Annotated in this window: 21 protein-coding genes and 2 pseudogenes; 8 read left to right on the top strand and 15 right to left on the bottom strand. The window is 60.7% G+C overall.

Translation table 11 applies throughout. The features are described 5' to 3' along the window. Positions 1 to 25: 25 nt before the first annotated feature. Together gspG and V1294_RS13405 are read right to left on the bottom strand one after the other, a co-directional pair. On the bottom strand, positions 26 to 451 hold the full coding sequence (gspG, locus tag V1294_RS13410; RefSeq protein WP_334497667.1) for a type II secretion system major pseudopilin GspG: 426 nt from the start codon (positions 449 to 451) through the stop codon (positions 26 to 28). A gap of 914 nt (positions 452 to 1,365) precedes the next feature. Next, positions 1,366 to 2,040 (bottom strand): PEPxxWA-CTERM sorting domain-containing protein, encoded by a 675-nt coding sequence (locus tag V1294_RS13405; RefSeq protein WP_334497665.1) that lies wholly within the window; start codon positions 2,038 to 2,040, stop codon positions 1,366 to 1,368. A gap of 657 nt (positions 2,041 to 2,697) precedes the next feature. Here V1294_RS13405 and V1294_RS13400 point away from each other — a divergent pair. Both V1294_RS13400 and V1294_RS13395 read left to right on the top strand, forming a co-directional pair. Continuing rightward, positions 2,698 to 3,849 (top strand): nodulation protein NodZ, encoded by a 1,152-nt coding sequence (locus V1294_RS13400; protein WP_334497663.1) that lies wholly within the window; start codon positions 2,698 to 2,700, stop codon positions 3,847 to 3,849. 333 nt (positions 3,850 to 4,182) lie between these two features. Continuing rightward, positions 4,183 to 7,293 carry an efflux RND transporter permease subunit gene (locus tag V1294_RS13395; RefSeq protein ID WP_334497661.1) on the top strand — a complete coding sequence of 1,037 codons (3,111 nt, stop codon included), beginning with the start codon at positions 4,183 to 4,185 and terminating at the stop codon, positions 7,291 to 7,293. Between the two features lie 462 nt (positions 7,294 to 7,755). Here V1294_RS13395 and V1294_RS13390 read toward each other — a convergent pair whose 3' ends face one another. Then, positions 7,756 to 8,529 carry an FkbM family methyltransferase gene (locus V1294_RS13390; RefSeq protein WP_334497659.1) on the bottom strand — a complete coding sequence of 258 codons (774 nt, stop codon included), beginning with the start codon at positions 8,527 to 8,529 and terminating at the stop codon, positions 7,756 to 7,758. 221 nt (positions 8,530 to 8,750) lie between these two features. Here V1294_RS13390 and V1294_RS13385 point away from each other — a divergent pair, with 221 nt between their 5' ends. The 4 genes from V1294_RS13385 (at position 8,751) to V1294_RS13370 (ending at position 12,373) form a co-directional block, all read left to right on the top strand. Then, a complete protein-coding gene (locus V1294_RS13385) occupies positions 8,751 to 9,734 on the top strand; it encodes a glycosyltransferase family 2 protein (RefSeq protein WP_334497657.1) in 984 nt (327 codons plus the stop codon). Between the two features lie 26 nt (positions 9,735 to 9,760). Beyond that, entirely contained in the window at positions 9,761 to 10,255 is a 495-nt protein-coding gene (locus tag V1294_RS13380) for a hypothetical protein (RefSeq protein ID WP_334497655.1), read from the top strand. A gap of 49 nt (positions 10,256 to 10,304) precedes the next feature. Then, positions 10,305 to 11,864: a hypothetical protein gene (locus tag V1294_RS13375; protein ID WP_334497653.1), complete on the top strand. Its 1,560-nt coding sequence runs from the start codon at positions 10,305 to 10,307 to the stop codon at positions 11,862 to 11,864. Between the two features lie 359 nt (positions 11,865 to 12,223). Next, positions 12,224 to 12,373 carry a hypothetical protein gene (locus V1294_RS13370; RefSeq protein ID WP_334497651.1) on the top strand — a complete coding sequence of 50 codons (150 nt, stop codon included), beginning with the start codon at positions 12,224 to 12,226 and terminating at the stop codon, positions 12,371 to 12,373. A 161-nt stretch (positions 12,374 to 12,534) separates the two neighbouring features. On the opposite strand, the gene V1294_RS13365 is transcribed toward V1294_RS13370, so the two are convergent. Together V1294_RS13365 and V1294_RS13360 are read right to left on the bottom strand one after the other, a co-directional pair. Next, a complete protein-coding gene (locus V1294_RS13365) occupies positions 12,535 to 12,840 on the bottom strand; it encodes a hypothetical protein (RefSeq protein ID WP_334497649.1) in 306 nt (101 codons plus the stop codon). A 61-nt stretch (positions 12,841 to 12,901) separates the two neighbouring features. Beyond that, positions 12,902 to 13,144, bottom strand: a pseudogene (locus V1294_RS13360) (PilZ domain-containing protein); the annotation flags it as partial. 225 nt (positions 13,145 to 13,369) lie between these two features. Here V1294_RS13360 and V1294_RS13355 point away from each other — a divergent pair. Continuing rightward, on the top strand, positions 13,370 to 13,804 hold the full coding sequence (locus tag V1294_RS13355; RefSeq protein WP_334497647.1) for a VanZ family protein: 435 nt from the start codon (positions 13,370 to 13,372) through the stop codon (positions 13,802 to 13,804). Between the two features lie 529 nt (positions 13,805 to 14,333). Here the strand turns inward: V1294_RS13355 and V1294_RS13350 are convergent. Further along, positions 14,334 to 14,660: an H-NS histone family protein gene (locus V1294_RS13350; protein ID WP_334497645.1), complete on the bottom strand. Its 327-nt coding sequence runs from the start codon at positions 14,658 to 14,660 to the stop codon at positions 14,334 to 14,336. Positions 14,661 to 15,539: 879 nt separating this feature from the next. On the opposite strand from V1294_RS13350, the pseudogene V1294_RS37980 reads away from it, so the two are divergent. After that, positions 15,540 to 15,644: pseudogene (locus tag V1294_RS37980) on the top strand (PEPxxWA-CTERM sorting domain-containing protein); the annotation flags it as partial. Positions 15,645 to 15,702: 58 nt separating this feature from the next. On the opposite strand, the gene V1294_RS13340 reads toward V1294_RS37980, so the two are convergent. The 9 genes from V1294_RS13340 to V1294_RS13300 all read right to left on the bottom strand — a co-directional run bounded on the left by V1294_RS13340 (position 15,703) and on the right by V1294_RS13300 (position 23,553). Beyond that, the gene (locus tag V1294_RS13340) at positions 15,703 to 16,320 is read right to left on the bottom strand and encodes an A24 family peptidase (protein ID WP_334497641.1); all 618 of its coding nucleotides are present in this window, start codon (positions 16,318 to 16,320) and stop codon (positions 15,703 to 15,705) included. Beyond that, positions 16,320 to 16,931 (bottom strand): hypothetical protein, encoded by a 612-nt coding sequence (locus V1294_RS13335; RefSeq protein WP_334497639.1) that lies wholly within the window; start codon positions 16,929 to 16,931, stop codon positions 16,320 to 16,322. The genes V1294_RS13340 and V1294_RS13335 overlap by 1 nt, the downstream gene beginning before the upstream one ends. Next, positions 16,928 to 17,533 carry a type II secretion system protein GspM gene (gene gspM / locus V1294_RS13330; protein ID WP_334497637.1) on the bottom strand — a complete coding sequence of 202 codons (606 nt, stop codon included), beginning with the start codon at positions 17,531 to 17,533 and terminating at the stop codon, positions 16,928 to 16,930. The genes V1294_RS13335 and gspM overlap by 4 nt, the downstream gene beginning before the upstream one ends. After that, positions 17,530 to 18,639, bottom strand: coding sequence for a PilN domain-containing protein (locus V1294_RS13325; protein ID WP_334504630.1), 1,110 nt, complete (start codon positions 18,637 to 18,639; stop codon positions 17,530 to 17,532). Before V1294_RS13325 ends, gspM begins: the two co-directional genes overlap by 4 nt. A 329-nt stretch (positions 18,640 to 18,968) precedes the next feature. Beyond that, positions 18,969 to 19,613: a prepilin-type N-terminal cleavage/methylation domain-containing protein gene (locus V1294_RS13320; RefSeq protein ID WP_334497635.1), complete on the bottom strand. Its 645-nt coding sequence runs from the start codon at positions 19,611 to 19,613 to the stop codon at positions 18,969 to 18,971. After that, on the bottom strand, positions 19,610 to 20,032 hold the full coding sequence (locus V1294_RS13315; RefSeq protein ID WP_334497633.1) for a type IV pilus modification PilV family protein: 423 nt from the start codon (positions 20,030 to 20,032) through the stop codon (positions 19,610 to 19,612). The genes V1294_RS13320 and V1294_RS13315 overlap by 4 nt, the downstream gene beginning before the upstream one ends. Positions 20,033 to 20,052: 20 nt before the next feature. After that, positions 20,053 to 20,493: a GspH/FimT family pseudopilin gene (locus tag V1294_RS13310; protein WP_334497631.1), complete on the bottom strand. Its 441-nt coding sequence runs from the start codon at positions 20,491 to 20,493 to the stop codon at positions 20,053 to 20,055. Continuing rightward, entirely contained in the window at positions 20,490 to 21,755 is a 1,266-nt protein-coding gene (locus tag V1294_RS13305) for a type II secretion system F family protein (protein ID WP_334497629.1), read from the bottom strand. Before V1294_RS13305 ends, V1294_RS13310 begins: the two co-directional genes overlap by 4 nt. A 16-nt stretch (positions 21,756 to 21,771) precedes the next feature. Continuing rightward, a complete protein-coding gene (locus V1294_RS13300; protein WP_334497627.1) occupies positions 21,772 to 23,553 on the bottom strand; it encodes a GspE/PulE family protein in 1,782 nt (593 codons plus the stop codon). Between the last annotated feature and the right edge of the window lie 58 nt (positions 23,554 to 23,611).

The following is a 23,611-nucleotide window of genomic DNA, read 5'->3' as shown; positions in this document are numbered from 1 at the left end:
CTTCGGAAACCATTTAATTCGTCCGTTAACCACCGCGGAACGCCGCGGCCGTGCCCGCGCTCGCGGACTTGGCCTTGCCGGTCGGCCCCAGCGAATAGACCTCGTATTGGCCGTCGGCGATGGCGTATTGATAGGGCCGGCCCCAGGGATCGAGCAGGTTCTTCGCCTTCTTCAGATACGGGCCGTTCCAGCGCGGCGCCTCGGGCGGCGCCTCGACCAGGGCCTTCAGCCCAGCGCTCGGGCTCGGATAGGCGCCGTTTTCCATATAATAGAGCTCGAGCGCCGTGCCGATATTCTCGATCTGCAGCTGCACCGACTGGGTCTTGGCCTTGCCGAAATAACCCATCAGCTGCGGCGTCGCGATCGCGGTCAGAACCGCCAGAATACCCATCACGACGAGCAGTTCGAGCAGCGTATAGCCGGCGTCATTCCGCCTTCGATAGCGCTCCATTCGGCCACCGCCGAGAAGCCTGGCTTGTCGATTTTTCATAGTCATAAACATGGTGGTTGCGCCCCGCGTCCGTTTCCTACGGATCTCGCGAGCAATCCTGCGGGTCCACGGTCACTAAAAGGTTCACGAAGTGGAACAGCTCAGGCAAGGGTCAATTTGAAGTAAATCAGCGGGAAAAAATTGCGCTCAGTCCATCAAGCCAGAAGCTACGTTCGACGGCAGCCGGCGGGCATTCTGTCGAAACATTGCGCGCTGAGCGTCAGTTCGGACCGTGTATTATCGTCAACTCTATTTTTACCAGCCACGAACATCGCAGCTCTATCCGTAAATCCACGGGCGTTATTGGGCATCTCGCAACCCCAGCCAGGCGCATCACGCGTTCAGACAGCTGTCCGAGAACAACGAGCCCTCCGCGAGGGGCGGCGGCTTACTGCGCTCGCTGCTAAATGCACGACTGCGGTCACGTACGGGGATCAAGGATGGCGTTGGGCGGCTGCGCGGCCACACAGCCGGAAGCAGCCTTCGGCTTGCCAGTGGCCTCGCCTGAGCTTCCGCCGGGCTAGCGTAGCAGGCTTGAACGAGATGATGGAATGGAGGCCTTTGTGGCGATGCCCACACGGCTGATTGTGCGCCGGCAGGACTGCCCAAAGAACCACCTGCTATTTCGCTTCGGTCAGTCAACGACGAAATGTGATTCGCCGCCCGGTTGGAACGAGCCGTGCCTGAACGCATCTGGGTACCATGAACATCAAACCGGTCGTCTGCGGGCGCAGATCTCGATGTCGAGGGGATGAAGTTGCCGAGGCTTGCATTTGCCGAGCGGTTCGCGGGCCATTCAAGCGGGTTGAAAATCCGTCACCGGCAAAAAAATAGGCCGCCTTTCGGCGGCCTATTCCACATTACTGGACGGGCAATCAAGCCAGACGGAAGCTCGTCGGCGTCGCCCTTCGGCGGTAGGCCAGGAAGCCGATGCCCATGAAGCCCATGATCATCATCGCCCAGGTCGCAGGCTCCGGGACGGCGACGCTGATGTCGATGTTGTCGACCACGAAATCCGCAGCCGCGTTTGCAGCCCCTGACCCGAGAGGACCGAAGTTGAGACTGAACGAATACGGTCCCCCGCCGGCAACGAAGCCACCCGAATAGTTTGTCCATCCGGCACCCAGGGACTTGGACTGAAAGACCGGGGAAAGGCTGCCGTCCGACACCGATTGAAGCAGGGCGTCGAACGGATTCTGCGTTCCGTTGATCGGAGAGTAGATATTGAAGCTCACCGCGTAAGTCGTGCCGGCGGCCAGAGCGATCGACTGCGAAATCGACTGTGTGGCGAAATCCGAAACGAAGTACAGGCCGGACAGACCGCCGCCGGGCGCCGCAGGAATAATTTCACCAAAGGCTCCCGTCGGATACGGGCTAGCCTGTCCGTAGGCAATCACGACCGGGGCGTACTGCGGATCGGTCCCCGAACTTACGGTCCAGCCGGTGAATCCAGTTTCAAAACTGCCATTATTAATGATAGCCGCGCTCGCCGCGCTGGACGACAAAATGACCGCGGATACGACGATCCCGAAAATGCTCGATGGCTTCATAACAACCCCTCTTCATTGCAAATTAAAACTCATTTAATGAAATACTGCCCCGTCCGCCGAGAGTCAACAGATAATTAACCTGGAGCCAACTTAAATCTTGGCGTGTCCGGCTTTGGCAACACCCCGAGATTCCAGAGAAAACCGATTGGACAGCATGGGGCGTCCCTTCCGCATCGATGCTCTCATTGGCCTAAAAAACAGGCTTGTACGCACGAAATTATAGCCTGGACGAGATTCGAGACTGACGGCGCCTTTCGTCAGATCCTGAATTAATTAATGTATTTAATTCGAGTATCAGCAACCCCAAGATATCAGCCGCATATTATTCGATTTAACCATCCAGGGCAAAAACCGCGTGCCCGGGATGGGCAAATCCACATGTTTGTGTGATTCTTGGACTGTGAGCTTCCTGCAAGCAAAGATAAAAATGGCAGTCTGAGGTAAAACCGATGGAATTGCACGTCGTCCCGTTCGGAGGCGCGAAAAAGTCACTCCAAATTCGTAAACGTCCGGCAAGTGCTTCGCGGCTGCAGCAATTCTTTAACGAATTATTCGACGTAAGACAATCCACAACGGGCGTTGGTTCGCTGCGCGCTGGCAGCGCGGCTTGCTCCCAACGTCCACCGACCCAGACATACCATAAGGGAGCAGCAGCTCTTGGCTAGCGCTGTCACACAGATCGACCGAAACCTGGTGGTCGCAAGACACTGCTTTGGCGGGATCGGCGATCATCTGTCGTGTTTGATCGGTGCCTGGTGGCTCGCGCGACGTACCGGTCGAACACTGATTGTGGACTGGCGAGGATCCCGATTCAACGCGGACCCGACCATGAGCAGCAACTGCTTTTTCCGCTATTTTGAGCCTCGGCAGACATTGGCGGGCGTTCCGGTTATCGCCGACGATACCGTCGGAAGCCTGCAATACTCGACGCCGATATGGCCAATAAAGTGGACGCCGGCCAGCCTCGCAACCTCAAATCACCTGAAGCACAGCGCTGACGAGGTGGCCGCGGTAAACGACCTGGTAGCGTCCGATAAACGCCCGACCGAACCGACCATTGTTTTGAACCAATGGGTTGAGCCTCCTCCTCCGCCCGAAATGGTAAGATTGCTTTTGGCCGATCTCCGCCTCGCCACCCCCATACAAGCCGAGGCGCAGCAGTTTTGGGATCAGCAGATCGGCTCTGCGTTCGCTGTGGGTATCCACATCCGTCACGGCAACGGCGAGAACGTGGGGGCACGCGCCGCCTACTGGCTTGGACCCATTGCATTGATGCGCCAGTTATCATTGAACGCTCGTAATGATGTCCACCGACCAGGGCTGTTCGGTCGGTTTTCAGACAATATGCCTGCCTCGCTCGTAGGGACGTCGAACCAGGCAGCGGCAGAAAGGAGGTTCTGCCGCAAGGTTGCAGCAGATTTCCGTGCCTTTGCTCGAGAGCTCAATATTACCAACGCGGTACCGTTTTTATTCTGCGATTCGAGACAGATTATCGAAACCCTACGCCAGTTCCTGCCGAACCTCGTTGTCCGGCCGAAGCTACTGCCAGAGAAGGGCGACGGTCCCCTTCATCAGTTTGATGCCAAGGCAGCTGATCAAGCCATGCAGGACGGCATACGCGGCGGGACCGTGCCAGAGCAGATTACGCTCGACATGTTCGTGGAACTGGATCTCATGCAGCGCTGCCAAGCACTAATGTATATGGACAGCGGTTTTTCGATCCTCGCGAGAACAAGCCTCGACCAAAGCCACCAGCTCCGCCTCCAGCCAACTCGCATAAACAGGCTGATCACCCGAGCGATGTCGTAAGTAGCATCGAGCCGACAGCGCCTCTTTGGTACGGCTTGTCCCGGCTGCTTGTACTCCGGAATGTTACTGACCAAGCTTGCCGCTGGTCCCCAACGGCCAGGAATTTTCGAGCGCGAGAGCGTCCACGATAACTAACAACCTCGTCTTCACCGACCAGAACAGCAATTTAGTCGCGTCGCGACGCGCAAATTGCTCTCGACCGATGGGCATCCGTTGGGCATTCTCAATCTTGCTCGGGGATCGTGAAATTTCGACGGTCGATGATTGCTAGCTAAGGTGTGCTTCTCCGAGCGATGCATTCTTCTCCTAGAAGAATAGAGCAGGAAAGCAGCTGTGGCCTCGATTTCCGAGCCGTTCATCCGCCGGCCGGTCGGCACCACGCTGCTGGCGGTCGGGCTCTTTCTGGTCGGCATGGTCGCCTATGTGTTCCTGCCGGTCTCGGCGGTGCCCAATGTCGACTTCCCGATGATCCGGGTGTTCGCCACCCGCCCCGGTGCGGATCCCGCCGTGATGGCGGCAACGGTCGCAGCGCCTTTGGAGCGCCGGCTCGGCCAGATCGCGGGCATCGAGCAGATCACCTCGACCAGTTCGCTCGGCAGCACCAGCATCCAGTTGCAATTTGCGATCGGGCGCAACATCGACCGCGCCGCGCGCGACGTGCAGGCTGCGATCAACGCGTCGCTGGCGGACCTGCCGAGCGACCTGCCGTCGCTGCCACGATTCCGCAAGACCAATCCCTCGGCGACGCCGATGTTCGTGCTGGCGCTGACGTCGAAGACGCTGACGACCAGTGCGATGTACGACGTCGCCGACACCGTGATCGCGCAGCGCATCTCGCAGGTGCCGGGCGTCGGCGAGGTTTCCGTCTCCGGCGCCGATCAGCCGGCGGTGCGGATCGCGCTGAACCCGGTGGGCCTGTCGAATGCGGGGATCGCCACCGACGACGTGCGGCTCGCCATCATCAACGCCAATCCGCTGGGCCCGGTCGGCATCTTCGACGGCGGTCGCCAGAGCGAGACCATTTCGACCAACAAGCAGATGCGCACCGCGGCCGAATTCCGCGACATCATCATCAAGAGCTCAGCCGGCAATTTCGTCCGCCTCGCCGACGTCGCCGAGGTCGAGGACTCCGTCCGCAACCACCGCTCGATCGCCTGGTTCAACAAGCAACCGGCGGTGCTGATCCAGATCACCAAGCAGGGCGACGCCAACGTGATCGAGACCGTCGATCGCGTGAAGGCCTTGCTGCCGGAACTCAAACGATGGCTGCCCGCCGGCCTCGAGATTTCGACGCTGGTCGACCGCACCAACACCATCCGCGCCAGCGTGCTCGACATGCAGTACACGCTGCTGGCGACCGCCTTTCTGGTCATGATGGTGGTGTTCTTCTTCCTGCGCCGGCTGACGCCGACCATTGCGGCCGGCGTCTCGGTGCCGCTGGCGCTGGCCGGCACCTGCGCCGGCATGTGGCTCGCCGGCTTCTCGATCGACAATTTGTCGCTGATGGCGCTTGCGATCTCCGTCGGCTTCGTGGTCGACGACGCCATCGTCATGATCGAGAACATGCACCGCAACCTCGAACACGGCATGGCGCCTTACCCGGCAGCGCTGGAGGGCGCCAAGCAAATCGGCTTTACCGTGCTATCGATCAGCCTGTCCCTGATCGCGGCGTTTACGCCGCTGATCTTCATGGACGGGATCGTCGGCCGGCTGTTGCGCGAATTCTCGCTGACGCTGACCTTTGCGATCGTGGTGTCGACTGTGGTCTCGCTCACGATCACGCCGATGATCTGTGCGCATTACATCAAGGAGGCGACGTCGGATCGCGCGACCTGGTTCGATCGCCTGGTCGAGGGCACGCTGTCGCGCATCGTTTCTTTCTATACCTGGACGCTGCGGGCGGTGCTGGGCTTTCCGTTCCTGACCCTGCTCGTGTTCTTTGCCACCATCGCGCTGACGGTGGTGCTCTATATCAAGATCCCGAAAGGCTATTTTCCGATCGACGACAGCGGCCTCATCGTCGGTGCTTCGCAAAGTTCATCGGACACTTCGTTCCAGTCCATGACCAGATTTCAGCAACAGCTCGAGGACGCCATTGAATCGGACGACGCCGTCGCCGGGGTCGGATCGATCCTTGGCAGCATGACGGCAAACCGGGGGCTCTTCTTCATCAGCCTCAAGCCGCCGCAAGAGAGAGCTGGACTGACCACCCAGCTCGTAATCGACCGCTTGCGTAAGAAGCTCGAAACAATGCCGGGCGTACGGCTCTACATGTTTGCCGCCCAGGATGTTCGTGCCGGCGGGCGTCAAAGTAACTCCGTTTACCAATACACGGTTTCCAGTGTCGACGTCGACCTGCTGAAGAAATGGGCCCCTGTGGTCGCCAAGCGCATGGAGACGGTCGAGGGCATCACCGACATTTCCACCGACCGCGATGCCGCCGGGCTGCAGCTCACGCTGATGATCGACCGCAAGGCCGCCGCCACACTTGGCGTCCGCGTCAAGGACATCGACGACGCCTTGAACAATGCGTTCGCGCAGCGGCAGATCTCGATCATCTATACCCAGCGCAACCAGTACATGGTGGTGCTGGAAATCGACCCGAAATTCCAGAGCGACCCTTCCAACCTCGAGCGTATCTTCGTGGCCGGCGCCAACGACGCCCAGGTGCCGCTATCGGCTGTTGTTCGCTATGACCGCGGTTTGGCATCGCTGGCGATCAATCACACCCAGTCGATCCCATCGGCCACAGTGTCGTTCAACCTCGTTCCCAATGTGCCGCTGGAGGCCGCGATCTCGAACATCCAGCGCGCCGTCGAGGAACTGCACATGCCGGAAGGCATCCGCGGCAGTTTCGACGGCAATGCCGGCGATTTCAACAGGACCAGCGGCCGGCAGCCGCTGCTGATCCTGGGCGCGCTGGTGGCGATGTATATCGTGCTCGGCGTGCTCTATGAGAGTCTCGCCCATCCGCTCACGATCATTTCGACGCTGCCGTCCGCAGGGCTCGGCGCGCTGCTGGCGCTGCAGGTGACCAACACGCCGCTGACGGTGATCGCCTTTGTCGGCATCATCCTGTTGATCGGCATCGTCAAGAAGAACGGCATCATGATGGTCGATTTCGCGCTCGACGCCGAACGCCACCGCGGCCTGTCGTCGGCGGATGCGATCTTCGAGGCGTGCCGCGCCCGCTTCCGGCCGATCCTGATGACGACGATGGCCGCCTTGTTTGCCGGCATTCCGCTGGTCATTGCCACCGGCCCCGGCACCGAACTGCGCCGGCCGCTCGGCATCACCATCATCGGCGGATTGTTCGTTTCGCAGATCCTGACGCTCTACACGACGCCGGTGATCTATCTCCTGATCGACCGGCTGCGCCGCAAACTGGGGTCCCGCGGCGCGCTTGCGCCGATATCGGCATCGTCTCCGTCAGCATTGCGATAGGCGGACTCCCGATATGAAGGGGTTGGCTGCTCACCGAGCCCCAGTTCGCAACGGGATTTGACGCCGCGGAGACCGCGCCACCTTTCCGTCACCAGCACCACGCTCACGATCGACGTGGACTCAACCGGCTTCGGAGCCTTGACGAGCGCGGTTCTGGCACCTTCGGCTATGGTACTTCGGTGACAAACGGTATCATCTACGACGGGTATGGAAACACTGGTTCGCAAATTTTGAACCAGTTCCAAAATGCGGCGAAGGCGGCCGAAGGCATCTTGTACGGTACGCGAGGCTTTCCAACGGTGCGCCGCTGTGGGCGAGTTCCCGTCAGAATTACTTCTGTTCGGGCCATCCAATCAGTGGAACAAGTACGATTATCTGTACTCCGCGCCGAGCCCACAGTTAGACGCGATGTTGCTGTTTAACCAGCGCCTGCGCCGGAAGCGACTGACGGCGACGCCGTAATTAGATCCTGGGCAAAGCCACAAAATTGAAGGCTCGGAACGGGTAAACCCCGCATTTTCGGAATTCATCGAAACCGAGCGGGCCTTTGTTGTGCAGGAAGTCACCGAATGTGAAGATATCGTAAGCCATCTCTTCTGTGACATGATCGAACAGGGCTCTACGATCAAGGCCGGCGTTGGCATCGGCGCCGCATTCGAACAGGATCTTCGGTCGGTTGGCTGCGATGAAAGCTGCCCCGCCCCGGAACGCCGCCAGCTCGGCGCCTTCAATATCAATCTTCACGAAGTCAACGCGATGCTGAATATCGAGGGCGTCCAGAGTCGTTACGGTGACCTCGTAGCGATTAACCGGATCAGTGGAGGGGTGACTATCCTGGAGGCGACTGAAGCCAGGGTTTCTGATGTTCTCCTCAAACGTTGCTTTTCCGGTGTGATCCGAAACAGCAACCTGTTTGACCTGAACGTCAGGGAATTTGCGCGCTAGCCACGCAGCTTTCGTCGGAGACGCCTCGATCGCGATGTGATGTCCGGCGGGTGCAACCCGCCTCGCGAGGCTCAAGAACGATCCCAGGTGGCAGCCGATATCAAGGACGTTGGAGGACTTGGTGAGCAGGCGTCGGAGGACTTCAGGCAGGCGCTTTTCTTCGAGAAACAGTTCGGCCAGTTCGGGATGTGAGGAGCGGAATCGGAGGCCGGCCGCCCATTGGAGCGATTTCGCGACGCCTTCGAAGGGCGAGGCGACGAGGGCCGACTTCAATCTAAGCGTTGCGCTCATGGTTCCGGACCCTACCCCACCTCTCCACCCCCGCCAATCCCCTCGGATGGTTAACGCGCAATTTGCTTATTAGGGCGCACCGGCTTCGAGCGCTTGCCGCCAAGGTCTGTAACCACAAACGTTTATCCCAATGCATTAAACAAGGGCCCCAAAGACGCCTTTTCTTTTCTGATCCGCAAGACTAATGATCCCCAATTGTTTGCACCAACTGGTCTCATGCCGTGAAATTGCTCGTCGTTATCGTTAATTACCGCGTCACCGATCTTGCGATTGATTGCCTGCATTCGGTCGCAAAGGAGATCGCCAGCGTCCCCGGCATCCATGTCGCGATCTGCGAGAACGGGTCCGGAGATGGTTCCACCGAAGTTATCCGGCGAGCGATCGACGACAATGGCTGGTCATCCTGGTGTACGCTCAAGGCGCTCGACGTAAATCTCGGTTTTACCGGCGGCAATAATGCGATCCTGCGGCCCGCTCTGGAATCGACTGACAAGCCCGAATATTTTCTGTTGCTCAATTCCGATACGATCGTCCGGCCGAACGCATTCAAGGCCCTCGTCGACTTCATGGACAACAATCCGAAAGTCGGCATCGCCGGCAGCCGGCTCGAAGAGCCCGACGGCACGCCGCAACGATCCGCGTTCCGCTTTCAATCGCCGCTGGGAGAATTCGAGGGCAGCCTGAAACTTGGATTGGTCAGCAAGCTGCTGAGCCGCTGGGTGGTGGCCCCGCCCGTGGTCGATCATGCCTTCGAGACGGATTGGGTTTCCGGCGCCAGCATGATCATCCGGCGTGAGACGGTGGAAGCGACGGGATTGCTCGACGAAGGCTATTTCACCTATTTCGACGACATCGACTATTGCTTCAACGCCAAAAAGCGGGGATGGCCGACCTGGTACGTTCCGGCAAGCCGCGTGGTCCACCTCGTCGGTCAGTCGACCGGCGTGAACAGCAAGCCGAAGCGGTTGCCATCCTATCTCCTGGAAGCGCGCAGGCGGCACTTCCTGAAGAACTATGGCGCGTTCTACGCCGCCATGGTCGACATTTGCAGAATCGCGGGCCTCTCGCTTTGGCGATTGCGGGTTCTTCTTACCGGAAAGGAAGACACCACACCTCCGCAGCACCTTTCCGATTCAATTCGGCACAGCGTATTTTTGAAGGGCTTTAAGGTGACCGACGTCAAGAATCCGGCCTTGACCTCCTGATTTTCAAACCCGCTCCGGGATTATTTATGTCCACCGACGAAGCGATTGATCGAAGCCTGGTAGAATTTGCTCAGAAGATTGCGGCGATACCGAAAAGAATTGCTGAAGAGGGCCCTTCTGCCGAATCGTCTGCAGAGGCCGCCCCCGCGGTTTCGTCCGCCGCATCCAGGACCGGCAGCGACAGCCTGCCTCCCCCGCTTCCAGCCGGCAAGCAGCCCGATCCGGACATTCAGCCAGCCCTGCCTACCGGTACGGGCAGCAAACAGGTCCGTAAGCCGGATGAAATCGCAGGCCTCATCATGAAGTCGCTACGCATCATCGACGGTTGCCCCAATCGCGGATTTGTCGTTACGGTCTACGGGTCAAATCCGTGGAACGCCATGCTGACGATACGGCCGGAAGCCGGTCCCCGCATTGATCGGGAGCTTTGGTGTTCCCGGGTGCATGACATCGGTGTGCGGCTCCGTAACGACTTCGACGTGGCTGATCGATCAACCATCTCGACAAACGGTTCGACATAGGCACTCTGTTCTAAGGGAGGTCCGCGGAGAGCACGTCGGTATCCAGGATATGGCAATCAACTCAGCCAACAATGCCTCGCCTTCCGGACTTGATCCGTTAGCCCAGCCATTCCGCCTGCTGGGAATCGATCCTGGCGCAACGGCCTCGGAGATGGATGCCGCGCTCGCGCGCGCACAAGAGAGGCGGATCGCGCCGGAGACGAGCCTGGCGGAGGCCCGTGCAAATCTCCTGGACCCGGTCCGGCGCCTGCCCAGCGAGCTCTCCTATCCCCTCGACGGCACGCCCGATCGCGTCGAACTCTTTTTCACCGAACTATCTGCCGACGCTTCCGACGAAGACATACTGCAAGCGTCGGTTCAGCTTGCACCGACCTCGAAGACCAATTTCATTGCACGTTACGCAGCTCGCCGCGGCGCGTCGAGCGAACTGCTCCTGGCCTTGATTGACGCGCACAATTCCATCGACGTCATGGAAATCTATCGGGCCCTGCAGGCGCTCCGGCAACGAGCCGGTTGGCCCCCGCCCTCTTTGGCGAGCGTAAGGGATGGCTTGAACGATCTGCTTAACGCCCATTGCGTGGCCGTGATCGAGGCCTACGATCCGGTTGGAAGCGCCGCAGAGCCGCTGCTGGAATCCACTCACCAGATCCTCGCAACGCGTGACCGGCCGCTCATCCAAACGCATTCTCTCCTGCTGGCAGTCTACCGGCGCGCCATTGGGGAGGTGCGCTCCAAAGCTGAACAGCAGGTCGAGGATGCCTGCCAATCGCTGAAACAACGACCGGACGATCCATCCTCGATTGAGGAATTAGCCGACGCGCTGCATCGCTGGGCCTTCCTCTGCGAACCCCTGCTAGTGCTGGACGCGCAGGAGGGGGTCAGCAATCCGGAGATGAACGTCGCCCCCGATCGCATATTTGGCCTGCTCGGCGATCTGAGCAACCAGCACCATTACCTCAGGGCGCAGCAGGTCCTGGATCACGCGCTCGACGCTTTCGGATCAATTCCGGATACGGCCGCGCGGCTCGCCGAAGTCGGAGAAATACTGCGCGATATGCAGCGCGCCGCGTCGAAGGCTATCGAACCAGACCGGGATCTCACGGTACCCGAAGGAAGCAGCCGCTTCCGTCACGTCAAAAAGGGCATGCTCGCGGCTGCCGCGCTGCTGGCCATGCTTGGCCTTCTGGGGGCGTATTGGACCTTCGACTTTGGAGCGGCGTCCTCCGTCGCCTCGGCACCTAATCCGCCTCAGCCGAAAACGGAGCCCGAGCTGCTTCCCCCGGTCGGCAACGGCCAACGCTTTTCGCGAGAATATGTTCGTTATTGTCATTTTCAGGGAGAGCGGCTGCGCGTGGTCAAGCAACAGGTCCGGGGGCCCGAAGACATCCGCGCCTTTAACACACTTGCAAATGACTACAATTCACGCTGCTCCGATTTCTTCTATCAGGACGAAGACACTCCGGCTTGTGAAGGAAGAAGTTATCGCGAAGCGAAAGCTTCTCGAAGCCGACGCCGAGCGCATCCTTTCGACCTGGCCATGGCACAAGAGCGCCGGCGGGGCACCGGCGGCATCGTCCAGATAAGCAGTTTGGAATGCGCCGCGCGTTAGAGCGTTTTCCAGCGAAGTGGAAACCGGTTCGCGTTAAGAAAACGCGTCAAAACAAAAATCTAGAGCCCCGTTCCGATTCTATCGGAACGGAAAAGGCTCTAGGGTTGATCGTTCAGCATCCGTTCAGCGATCCTACTGCCTTCTGCGAGCCGGCGGCGACGGTTCAGCCATCCGGGATTGGCAGAGCATCACGCAAGCGCCAGAGCGAAGTTCCTGATTTAACGTTTTGCGCGGGTATCAAGCTTAACGCGCGAGTTGCGTTGCGAACGGCGCGTAGGAAACTATGGTTGTTTTTGAGTTACCGTATTCGGCCAAATTGATTGTATGGACTGCGGGGGTATTACGTGAAACGCCAGCGCTTGAACAAACCAAAAAATATCAGGGAATTGCCGACCGAGAAGTCACTGAGCCACCGTTACGCGGAAGTGGTGAGGCTGCGCCAGGCCGTCTTCCGGACCCAGGCCGCGCTACGGGCGCCGGTCGCTGTCAACCGGCTCGTCTCGAAGTAACATCATGCGTTCACGCGTTGCCAGGTTCACCTACCTGTTTGCCATTGCCGCAGCCATGGTCGGCTGGTCGTGGCTGCTTCTGCATAGCCTCGCCTGGGCGTTTGACTTCTAGTCTGGGCGCCCGCAGACGGGCGGCATCGCCGCCCGATCACATCCTGCGCTCAATCGCAAATCCTGACCGCTCTTTGCCGCCAGCCCCTGCCGGTCCATACCCGACGCAGCGCATAGCAGGCGGCATCGCGGCGGTAAGCCCATGGACCGTACTCGGCATACTCGCCATAGCCGAACGGAAAATCATAGCCATCGTCAAATGGATGACCGTAGAGGCGCGCGTAACCATACCCGCCCGCATAGGCAAACCCGCGAAATCCCGGAGCAACGACAAACGCGCCGCCTGCCGCTGCGATCTCAGGGACGATCACAAGCGCCAGGGAAAGCGCCAACAGCGCTGAATGTGCCTTACGCATATTCCGGTGTCCTCGCGCTGCCCCGCGGACTGGAATGCTGCGACGGAGCCGTGGCCAGATGGTCGATGAACTGGGCGCCGAACTCGCATCCGATGCGCCATGCCAGCCGGCACAGGCGCGGGCGACCGCCTGCAAGAATCAGCGTGAACTCCTCGGGCACATCGAGATTTTCAGCGATAATCCGCACACCGCCATCAGATATGTCCGTGATCGTGCAATCGCGCGGCAGAGAGCCGGCCCCAAACTGAATCTTGGCCGCCCCGTGACAGGAGCGACGTTCGCTCTTTCGCCGATCCGCAAACACCCGACCCACCCATCCCTGGTTGATTTTTGCCTGCTTGATTTTGTCTTTCGGCAATCTTATCGAAAATCCGTTGGACTTCGCCTAAGCGATCGGCCCGCAATCGATAGTTTCCCTTATTGGAAAGTTTACCCCCGGCGCTTGCGGGGAATGCCCGACAAGTCCCCTGCCATGTCGGGTCTGAGGTAAGGTTAAGGATCCTATTGCCTCGAAAGAAGTTCTGGACCAGTGCAAAACCCCAAGATGAAGAGACGTATCACCCATCTTGCCATTGCTGCGGCATGGATCGCGGTCATCGCGATCGCCTATGCCACGCTGACGCATGTCGGCTTTGTTTATTCGATCTATTTCAAGCTCTCGCCGTTTCTGATGCAGCCGGCCATGCAGACCTACGCTCATTTTGAACACGTCATCGCGTTTGCGGTCCTCGGTGCCCTCTTTGGCTTCGCCTATCCGCGACGTCTGATTCTTGTTTGCTGCATCGTGTTCGGTGCCGCGGCGCTACTGGAGATCTTGCAGACCATGACGCCGGACCGACATGGCACATTGATCGATGCGCTGGAGAAGATTGTCGGTGGAGCCGCTGGAATCATGTTCGCCAGGACAGTCCAGTACTTCAGAGAGAGAAGAAGAATCAGCGCTGACCAATTCTCGCAAAAGTGACGCCAGTCGATGTCTTCGCCCGCGGGATACTTCGTCGCGTCCTACCTATACCGTAATCCGCAATTTTTCTCACGACACTCTCTCAGCCTGTCATCGCATGCTTGAATGCATGTCCCCGCGCCGTTGCAGGCGAGGCGACAAGCCGTGGCGCTATCAGAACAAATTCGGCAATAGCTCTGCGCAAGAATAACCCGGCCATTGTCGATCTTAAATCGACTGGAGTTGTTATCGGCCAACGTGACTCCGTCCATCGACAATAAGGCGAGCGCCGCAATCATGAATCTCATTTCAGCCTCGTATGATCGTAGAGAAGATATCGGCCCGTTAGGCTAACAAATCCGCTAAAACTTCGAAACGCGAGAATCTCTGACGGCCACGATGATCTTGGGCTTCGCTGGCGTCGGCTTCTTGGCTTACCGTCGGAAAGCAGGCGGGGCCTGTCCAGCGCATGGCCCAGGTTTTCAGACATCCCACCAAAGGCCGTCTCCGGGCGGCCCTTGGTTAGTGGGCAGGTGGCCCTGCGACGAAGCTATTCCGCGGCCATCTCAATCCTAAAATCGTCCACCTTCTTCCCCGACCTTAGTTGCTCCGCAAGCCACCGTGGCTGCCTGCCGCGTCCAGCCCACGTTTCCGAAGGATCATCGGGATTGCGATATTTCGGGAAGACGGGCGGGTACCCCCGGCGCTCCGACTTGGCAATTCGTCTTTCAAGATTCGGCTTGGCTTTGAGCCGCTTCAAACGCCCTTCAAGAACATCTTTCTCTGCCGCCATTTTTACGGCCAAGGCCTCGCCAACCGCCAGATGCAGCTTCCACAGATCGTCGACGGACATTCGCTCAAGTTCGCCCAGCTTCATGACGGCCCCCAATCATGACCTGATTCTAGCTGCCATCTTCGTTTGACGAACAGTGATTTAAAAGCGCGAGTGTTCCGTATTTCAATATGCTGCAATGCAAAGCAGTAATGTTATTCGGCAAATTGTTAGGGAATATGAGCTCGCTCGATGCCGCACGCCCGTCGGATTCGGCGTACTCGATTTCAAAGTCCCAACTCCAAACGAGCGATGGGGTGGCTCATCGGGTTCACGTAACGCGCAGTTATCCCCAATCGAAGATTGACTCGAATTAAAGGAGCGTGTTTAAAGAAAATACAACCAATAATAAATGGGGGAGGAATCATGCGGTTTTCATCGCTGGGTTTAATCGGTCTGGGGACCGCGCTTGCGCTGACCTCCTTTGTCAGTAGTGCGTCGGCCGTCGTCACGCTTAATCAGGATCTAGCCTCGGGCTGGACCCAAGGGACCGGCACGAGCAACGGCCATTTCGCGGTCGACACTGAGGCTGACGGGGTCGAACTCGGATTGCGTGCCTCTATTCGAGGGCCCGGGGGCGGACCGATCACGCCGACCGGAAATCTTTACATCGCGCCGGCGGGCAACTCATCCGGCAAGGCGTTGTGGAATTTCGAGTTCTCGGTCAATCCCGGTTCGCTGCTGGGCACCCACTCGTTACTGACGATTACCGGGCCCGGAGGGGTATTGGCGTTCAATCCGCAGCTAATACTAGACAATACCCCGATCGGCGGCCCGCTCTATCAGAACAGCGAAAATCTCGCTTTCGCTTTTCTGGGAGGCCCGATCAATTTCAATCCCAACGCCTCCGGCATCTACACTTTCGATCTCAAGCTCTTCGGCTCGGACGACCGGCAACTCGGCGACGTGTCGATCCAGGTCAACGCCGTGCCCGAGCCGTCGACCTGGGCGATGTTGATTCTTGGCTTCGGCGGTATCGGCTTCATGGCCTATCGCCGGAAATCAAGGCCGGCCGTGCCAGCTGTCTGACTCCATCTTCACCAATGAAGCGAAAGGCCGCCTTCGGGCGGCTTTCTGTTGCCCGACTCTAAACCACCTGCGGCCCCAAAACCCAGACCCACCAAAGGCCAACGGCAAGGTGCGGCCCAAATGAGATCGCCTGCTTGCCGTGCAGGTCATGTCCTTGCGCTCTCAGTATCAGCAGACTGACCAGGGCGGAGACCACAGCGATCAACAGCAGGCCGGGAATTCCTTCCGCGCCGATCCAAAGGGTGCCCGCCGCGACGAACTTGACGTCGCCGAAACCCAGGCCGTCATAGCCCCGCAGCCAGCGATAGCCGGCGCGGAACAGGGACGCGGCAGCAAAGACCAGGGCAGCCTCAAATCCGCGCCACCAGAAGTCCGCCGGGGCCCACAGATAGGCCAGTAACGCTCCGCCGGCGGCCAGCGCCAGGACCATGCTGTCCGGAATGATCCCGTAGCGGCCGTCAATGGCGCAAACAGCGGCCAACAGGACGACGAGGTAGCAGCCTGCAATGGCGGGCAGCGCCCAGCCGGGATCGCCTGCAAGGCCGATTGCGAACCAGACCGCGCCGGCTATCAAGGCCCACGCCACAACAACGTATGGCTGCCCTGGCGAGCGCCATGCCAGCGCTTCGCTGAAAAAGCGGCCGGTACGGTCACCGGTCTTGCGGAGCGAGCGCATCATCTCCCGCTTGCATGAAGGGGAACGGTCAGCTTTTCGCCCTGCCCCTCCAACACCACGTGCTCGGGGGTCACCGCGGCGACGCGCCAGCCGTCGATTTGCCCATTGACCTGAACCCATACGCCCAGCGGACTTTGAGTCGTGATCAGGAACGCTTTCGCCACCCCGTCACTCATGAACACCCCTTTGAGGGTTATTCCCGAATCCAACGTCGCCATCGTCGGGGGCGGCGCAGCGACCGGCTCGGCCGCAACAAAACCGTGCCGGTTACGTGAGAACAGCGGACGCTGCACGATATTCTCAAAGCCCGCGGCAGCGCGCGCTTCGGAGGCCTTGGCGACCGGGCCGCGGCTGCCAAACCAGGCCGGGGCCGTGACCGTCGAAAGCTCAAGCGAAATCACCGCGCTTAGTGTCATCGCGCCGACCAGCCCGATCCAGGCCGCAAAGCCCAGGATGAGAACGCGTGTCGCAGGCCGCAGCGCCGCCAATTCGCTCCGGCTGGGCAGGTCGGTCCGCCCGAGCATGGCGGCAAGCCTGGCGGCTACGAATTGCCGCGGTGAACCGGCCATGCCCGACAGCCGAAGCTGGACAATTTGCGCCAATGACGTCATGGCATCCGCTCCGCCGGGGCCGATCCAGCTTGCCCGCCGCCCATGGCCGCCTCCCTTCCGGAAGGCTGCGGACCGTTGCGGATAGCTCCCTGAACCCTGAGCTCCGCCCTGATCGGACCGTCCTCCCCGTCCGCCAGGCTGCGGAACGAGGCCGAGGGGACGAACAACAGCGGCGTCTGGTTCTCGATCGCAAAGACCATGTCCCTGATGGCCTTCAGCGGCCCTTCGAGCTCTACGCTGACGGCAATCATGTGCAATGGCTGGGACCGCCCGCCCTGCAACCCGCGAATAGCGAGCAGGTTGACGCCGGCATTCGCCGCCATCGACTTCAGGCTGGCCTGCAGGTCGGCGCTGGCGACGCGCTCTTCACTGCCGGGAAGGAAAGGATCGCCGGACCTCCCGAGGCTGCCGGCCGACTTCTTTGCCGTGCGCATGACATTCTGGAAATGCGCAAGCTGCGCTGCATTGTCCGAAATGTCTTCGCCCCTCGCGGCAAAATGCGCCATGATCGGTGCAAGCAAGAAGATGACGACAAAGAGTATCGCGGCAGCATTGAAGGCCAGGAAAGGCGTCCCGCGCGCCAATTTCAGATTCTGAATCATGGCGCGGCCCGGGATCTTGCGGTCGCCGCACGCGCGCCACGCAGCTTGAACACGATGCTGAAGCGATCCTTGCGCTCGTTCGCATCCGGCGTAATCGCCGAAGTCAGGGTCGCGCCCGAAAACAGCGCAGACTGGTCGATGATGCGAACCAGGCGCGCGGCATCCGCCGAAAACCCCGATAGCGTTATCGTGCCGTCGGCGATGCGGGTCTCTGTCAGAAAAGTATGTTCGGGCAGAATACGCGACAGCTCATCCCACACGGCAAGGATGCCGGTGTCGGCCTTCATCGCGAACAGACGCGCCGCGGGATCCAGACCGTCCCGACCGCTTTGAGCTGATAGCCGGGCCTCAGCAACTGCCGTCTCCAGCGCGGCGGCAACGCTTGACTGGCGCCATTCGAACACGACCAGGCCAAGCAGGACGGCGCCGAGCGCAGCGGCTGCCAGCAGCCGAACCGCCCGTAACGCCCACGCCGGATCTTCGTCACTGGCGGCGCGGAAAATGATGACGGGCACCGCCTCGCCGCCGGCGTCTGCCACCGCCAAACAGTCGACATCCCGCGACGCCAGACCGAGCTCCGATAAAGCCGCCTCTGCACGATCACGCCGGACGATCCAGTGACACATCGGCACGACGCCGTCCGATTCCTGGCCCATAGCGGTAGCGGCATGCCAGATATCCGAAAGCTGGAAGGGCGTTCGCCGCAATATGTCCTGGTCAAGAATCTTGGGCAGGGCGCCAAAGGCCGCCCTGGGCACGCTCAACTCGCGCAGAAAGAAAAGCTCGCGCGAAATCACCGGCGCCACGGTCGTCGCTTCCCGCGACACGCCCTGCTCGGTGAGCCACTGTTCGAGTGCGGCCGCGTTGAAGTGAGAAAATGGAATCCGGATTTCCGCTGGACCCGTGGCAGACACCAGGCGGCATGTGACGCTGTCGCCATCCCGCCAAAGCGTGACCTGCGGCCTCGCCTCGCCCTCGGCCCATTTGCGCCAGCGTGCAGGAGCGGCCTCGCGCAGGCCCGACAGCCACCATTGCGCAAAGCCCTTGCCCCACGCCATGAGGACGTGGAGGCCACCGGCGCGGGCTGGAAGATCGGCGACAGGCATGATCGTCACTTGCGGATCGAGGCGTTCGATTCGAACGAGGGAAAGCCTATTTACTAATTCTTTAACAAGAGTAACGAGCCGCCGTTCACCAGCTGCGTGAAGTGCCCGGCGGCCCTCAGTCCGTGCTTTAACCGGGTTTGATCACTCGTTTACCGTCTTGTTTGGACGCGATTATCCGAAACTTCGGCGGTACACGGCAGGCCCCAGATACAAAATCGCGAAAACAACCCCATGCAAAGTAGAATGGTCCCCGGCTCGCAGCACCGAGGCCGCTTGCATCCGGGGCCGAGATGGTCTGTCGTCACGGCCCAACCTGATCTCATCATGCGCTAGCCCTGGCGCAGCGCCACCACGGTGGCGGGCTCGTTACGCCGCTCGTCCTCAAATTCGATCCGGATCGAGACCAGATCCGGCAGCCGCTCGGCGCGAACCCAATCGGCGCGCCAAGCCGGCTTGACCTTGGCATCGACGGTGCCGAAATACCCAATACGGATTTCACGTACGCCGCTAAGCACCACGACCCGGGTTACGGCTGGTTCGGGATTCTCCTTCGAGCGCGCCCCGTTGAGCGGCACGAAATCAGCGACGATATCGCCGCCACTCCGCCGCAAGACGATTCTGTGCGGCCCGCCTCGCAGCGACCGACCCTCGCTCAACCCCACGAAGGCGATCGCCTCGCCGCGACCGTCGAATCCAATGGCGTCTTTTGGGCCCGCCCCGTCAAATCGGACCGGGAGCGCCGACCCCACCAGCGCGGCGACGGTCTGGATCGCGGCACTGGTCTCACTCCCGATCTCGCTTGCGCGATCGGCGGCAAATGCCCGCCGGCTCATCGACAATCCGCCGGCCAGAAAGCCCGTCAGGATCGCCAGGATGGCGAGCGACAAGAGCAGCTCGATCAGCGTCAGCCCCTGCTCGCCCCTCCGACGCGCAGCAACGCGGGCGATCAGCCGGTTGCGGACTGCGCGCGTCATTGCTTCGCCTCCGTCGCAAGCTTCAACGCCGCGAGCTTGATGCCGGTGCCGTCCGGCGCCTCGACGGCTATTTCAACCCAGAACGACTTCAAGGCGCCACTCGAAGGCGCCGGCCGGCCACCCTGCGGCTGGCGTGTGTCGTTGGCGAGACGAAGTTCCGTGACGGTCTGCCGCCATCGGAATTTATTCGCGATCAAGCCTTCCCGGTAGCCCGGCGCAAGCGCCTCGGAAATGCCGGCGGCTTCGAGACGCGACTGCGCGACCCTGAGCGCGGTGCGATTGACCTGCGTGCGCGCATCGGAACGCATCGCCACCACCACGCCCGTCGATATCGCGCCGAGCCCCAGCGCCAAGATGACGAAGGCAACGAGGATTTCGAGCAGCGCAAAACCGCGCTCGCCATCGCACCTGATAGTCACTCGCCTGGATCGCGCGCCCATCATTGGATCAGCCGTGGTTCGCCGGTCAGCCAGTTGACGGCGATGCGCGCCGACCGCCCCTCCAGCGTCAGCGCGATCTCGCCTCCGGAAGACTGGCCGTCCGGATAGAATCGAATTCCGCCCAAATCGCCGGCGCGCTCGGTCTCGGCAATAACCACCGCAGCCGTCATTCCACGCGGCAGCGCGTGCATGGAATTCGGCAAGCCGAACCGGCCTTTCTCGACGTCGATCCGGAACAGCGTTTCGGCATTGCTCGACATCGCCTGCGCACGAGCGAGCTGAAGCGTCGCCGTGACGGAACGGACCGTGACGGCGACACGCGTGGCCACCGCCTTCGGTTTGGCGGACAGCGTGCCGGCAAGGACAAGCCCGATGATCCCGATGACCACCAGCAGTTCGGCCAGCGTGAACCCGGCTGATGATCGTGCGGGGCGTTTCATTGAAACGCGAGATTGTTGATCGACAGCACGGCGCTCATCACGTGCATGATGAGCCCACCGATGCTTCCGCCGATGATAAGCGTCAAAGCCGGCGTCAGCAGGCCGACCATGCGCTCGATGCGCCGCTGCAGGTCGGCCTCGATCACGCTGGCCACCTGAATGAGCATGGGACCGAGCTGACCGGATTCCTCTCCGACGGCCACAAGACGAAGCGATGCCGGCGGCAACAGGCCGTCCCCTTCAAAGGCGCGGTGCAGCGGCGTGCCTTCGGGAACACGCTTGATGGCACCCTCATAGAGCGCATTCAGGTGCCGGTTGGTGACGAGCGCCCGCGCGGTTTGCATCGCAGACATCAACGGCACCCTTGCGACCAGCAGCGTGCCGAGTGCCCGCGCAAAGCCGCCGGCTTCGCGGCTACGAATGAGCCCGCCAATCACCGGCGCCGAGCATTTCAAACGATCGGCACCGAGCATAACTTCCGGATTTTGCTTCGCCTTGCCCCACAACAGGAAAACCGCTGCGCCGCAAAGAGCGACCCCCAACAGGACCATCAGCCAATTGTCCTGAACCTCCTCGAAGAAATGCAGGATGCCCGGAAGCGGAAGGCCGGCATCGACGAAGATCGGCGAGATGCTGGGTATCAGCACGAACACAATGACCACGACCGATACCAGCGACATGAGGATCAGGATCATGGGATAGACGAGCGCCGACGCAATCTTGTTGCGAATCTCGAGCCGGCGCGCCAGCAATTCGGCGATCTGCTTGAGAACCTGCCCGGTCACCCCTCCGGCTTCGCCGGCAGCCAGAATGGCCCGGTAGTCCGATGGAAACACGTCCGGTCGTTGCGCCATCGCTTCCGAAAGCTGCAGTCCGGCCAGCACGTCCTTGAGAAGGCCGTTGGCGAGACGCGCGGTTTTCGGCGCGGCGCCTGGACCAGCGATGATCCGGAACGCGGTATCGAGCGTCAGCCCGGAATTGGTCAGCGAAGCCAGCTCAACCGTGAAGGCCATCAGTTCCTTCAGGCTGAAGCGGTTCGATTGAACGAGCTCGCGTTTCCAGACTGACGTTTCCGCTTCGCGCGCCGGAGCGGATGGCTGGCCCGAGCGTTCCGCCGTCCGGTCGGCCACGCCGTAGGTTTCGAACGGCGTCAGCCCCGAGCCGTAGAGCGCGTCGACGGCCGCGTCGAGACCTTCGGCAACGATCGTCCCTACGGTGACCGCGCCTCGTTCCGTGTATGCCTTGTAGTGAAAAATTGCCAAGGGCTCGGTGCTCGCTTTAGGACGCGCGGGTGACGCGAAGGACTTCTTCGAGAGAAGTCTCGCCGGCCCCGACTTTCATCAGGCCATCCTCGTAGAGTGTGTGAAAGCCTGCTTCGCGCGCAAGCTGCTCGACCGTGCGCTGGTCCTGGCTTCTTCGTCCGATTGCCTCGCGGACGCTGTCATCGATGACCAGCAGCTCTGATATCGTGGTGCGGCCGCTATAGCCGGTGTTGCCACACGCCTCGCAGCCAACCGGCTCCCGGCTGTGCGACCAATCCATTCGCGGATTGCCTGCGATCGCCATCTTGAGCTTGCCATGCGCCCGCTCATCGTTGCTGTGCGGTCGCGCGCAGGCGGGACAAAGCTTTCTGACCAGACGCTGTGCCATCACGCCCGCGATCGTCGAGGCGAGAAGGTAACGTTCCAGCCCGATGTCGATCAGGCGCGTGATCGCGGCAATCGCGCTGTTGGTGTGCAAGGTCGAGAACACCAGATGGCCGGTCAGCGCCGCCTGGATGGCGATGCGCGCAGTTTCGAGGTCGCGGATTTCGCCGATCATGACGATATCCGGGTCCTGGCGCAGGATCGAGCGAAGCGCCGTGGGGAAGTCGAGGCCGATCTGCGGCTGGACCTGGATCTGGTTGATCCCGGAGAGCTGATATTCGATCGGATCTTCCACGGTGAACAGCTTCAGTTCGGGTCGATTGAGATCCTTCAAAGCAGTGTAGAGCGTCGTCGTCTTGCCGCTGCCGGTCGGGCCGGTGACCAGGATGATGCCGTTCGGAAGCGCCATCAGGCGCTGGAGGCATGCTTGCGTTTTGCCGTCGAGCCCAAGCTTGGTGAAGTCCAGCTCCACCCGGGTCCGGTCGAGGATTCTCATCACGACGCTTTCGCCGAACACCGTCGGCAAGGTCGAGACACGGATGTCGATCTCGACGCCGCGCACCACGGTCTTGATGCGGCCGTCCTGTGGCAACCGCCGCTCGGCGATGTCGAGCTTGGCCATGATCTTCACGCGCGTGGTCAGTGCTGCCCGCAGCGTCGCGGGCACGAGGCGCTCCTGCTGCAAAAATCCGTCGACGCGGAAACGAACGGCGACGGCATCGCGTCCGGGTTCGATGTGCACGTCGGACGCGCCACGCTCGACGGCTCTCGCAATGATCTGATTCACCAGCCGGATGACCGGCGCTTCGTTGGCGATATCGCGCAGGCGCTCGACGTCGAATTCGCTGCCGTCATTGCCTGATATCGCGAGGTCGTCGGTTTCCTCGGGTTGCGTCTCGGACGCCGCGTCCTGATACAGCGTCCGCAAGGCGCGCTCGATTTCCGCCGGAGCAATCACGGCGAGATCGACGCGCACATCGAGCATGTAGCTGATGGCTTTTACGGACTCGTCAACAAAGGGATCCGCGGTTGCGATCAGCAGGCGCCTGCCGTCGAACGAGATCGGCAGGATCCGATTGGTCTTGAGGAAAGAGAACTGCAACCGATCCGCCAGAACGGGCCGGGCCGGGAGATCCACAGGTTCGATCAGCGGCAGACCGCAATAGGTCGCGTAGGCCAGACAGAGGTCGGCCTCGGAAATCAGGCCGAGCTTGACCAGCACGAGATCGAAACGCTCGGAAGCCGCTTCGGCGGCCCGCCGGGCCCGGCCGACGGCGGCGGGATCGACCAGGTCCTTGCCGATCAGAAGGTCGGAAAACGCCTGCGCGAAGCCGGCGTCCCTTGGCCTCGGCAATTCCGTTCCCCGGCTTGGTAGCGCGGCCGGGCGCAACAATTGCTGGATATCGAATGACATTCGCGCGCTCGGCGGTCTCGCGGGGTCTGCGTCGGCACGATTCTAGGGGGTTTTGATT

Origin of the sequence: Bradyrhizobium sp. AZCC 1678, from assembly GCF_036924765.1 — a bacterium.
GTDB lineage: Bacteria > Pseudomonadota > Alphaproteobacteria > Rhizobiales > Xanthobacteraceae > Bradyrhizobium > Bradyrhizobium algeriense.
The sequence above is the reverse complement of the archived record's forward strand: the minus strand, read 5'-3'. Positions and strand labels throughout refer to the sequence as shown.

Excerpts from the sequence above, each read along its gene's own strand:
- V1294_RS13340 (WP_334497641.1), bottom strand. The coding sequence starts at position 16,320 with ATGCGCTCGCTCCGCAAGACCGGTGACCGTACCGGCCGCTTTTTCAGC.
- V1294_RS13390 (WP_334497659.1), bottom strand. The coding sequence starts at position 8,529 with ATGAGCGCAACGCTTAGATTGAAGTCGGCCCTCGTCGCCTCGCCCTTC.
- gspG (WP_334497667.1), bottom strand. The coding sequence starts at position 451 with ATGGAGCGCTATCGAAGGCGGAATGACGCCGGCTATACGCTGCTCGAA.
- V1294_RS13405 (WP_334497665.1), bottom strand. The coding sequence starts at position 2,040 with ATGAAGCCATCGAGCATTTTCGGGATCGTCGTATCCGCGGTCATTTTG.
- V1294_RS13335 (WP_334497639.1), bottom strand. The coding sequence starts at position 16,931 with ATGACGTCATTGGCGCAAATTGTCCAGCTTCGGCTGTCGGGCATGGCC.
- V1294_RS13325 (WP_334504630.1), bottom strand. The coding sequence starts at position 18,639 with ATGCCTGTCGCCGATCTTCCAGCCCGCGCCGGTGGCCTCCACGTCCTC.
- V1294_RS13375 (WP_334497653.1), top strand. The coding sequence starts at position 10,305 with ATGGCAATCAACTCAGCCAACAATGCCTCGCCTTCCGGACTTGATCCG.
- V1294_RS13300 (WP_334497627.1), bottom strand. The coding sequence starts at position 23,553 with ATGTCATTCGATATCCAGCAATTGTTGCGCCCGGCCGCGCTACCAAGC.
- V1294_RS13320 (WP_334497635.1), bottom strand. The coding sequence starts at position 19,613 with ATGACGCGCGCAGTCCGCAACCGGCTGATCGCCCGCGTTGCTGCGCGT.
- V1294_RS13365 (WP_334497649.1), bottom strand. The coding sequence starts at position 12,840 with ATGCGTAAGGCACATTCAGCGCTGTTGGCGCTTTCCCTGGCGCTTGTG.
- V1294_RS13380 (WP_334497655.1), top strand. The coding sequence starts at position 9,761 with ATGTCCACCGACGAAGCGATTGATCGAAGCCTGGTAGAATTTGCTCAG.
- V1294_RS13310 (WP_334497631.1), bottom strand. The coding sequence starts at position 20,493 with ATGAAACGCCCCGCACGATCATCAGCCGGGTTCACGCTGGCCGAACTG.
- gspM (WP_334497637.1), bottom strand. The coding sequence starts at position 17,533 with ATGATTCAGAATCTGAAATTGGCGCGCGGGACGCCTTTCCTGGCCTTC.
- V1294_RS13350 (WP_334497645.1), bottom strand. The coding sequence starts at position 14,660 with ATGAAGCTGGGCGAACTTGAGCGAATGTCCGTCGACGATCTGTGGAAG.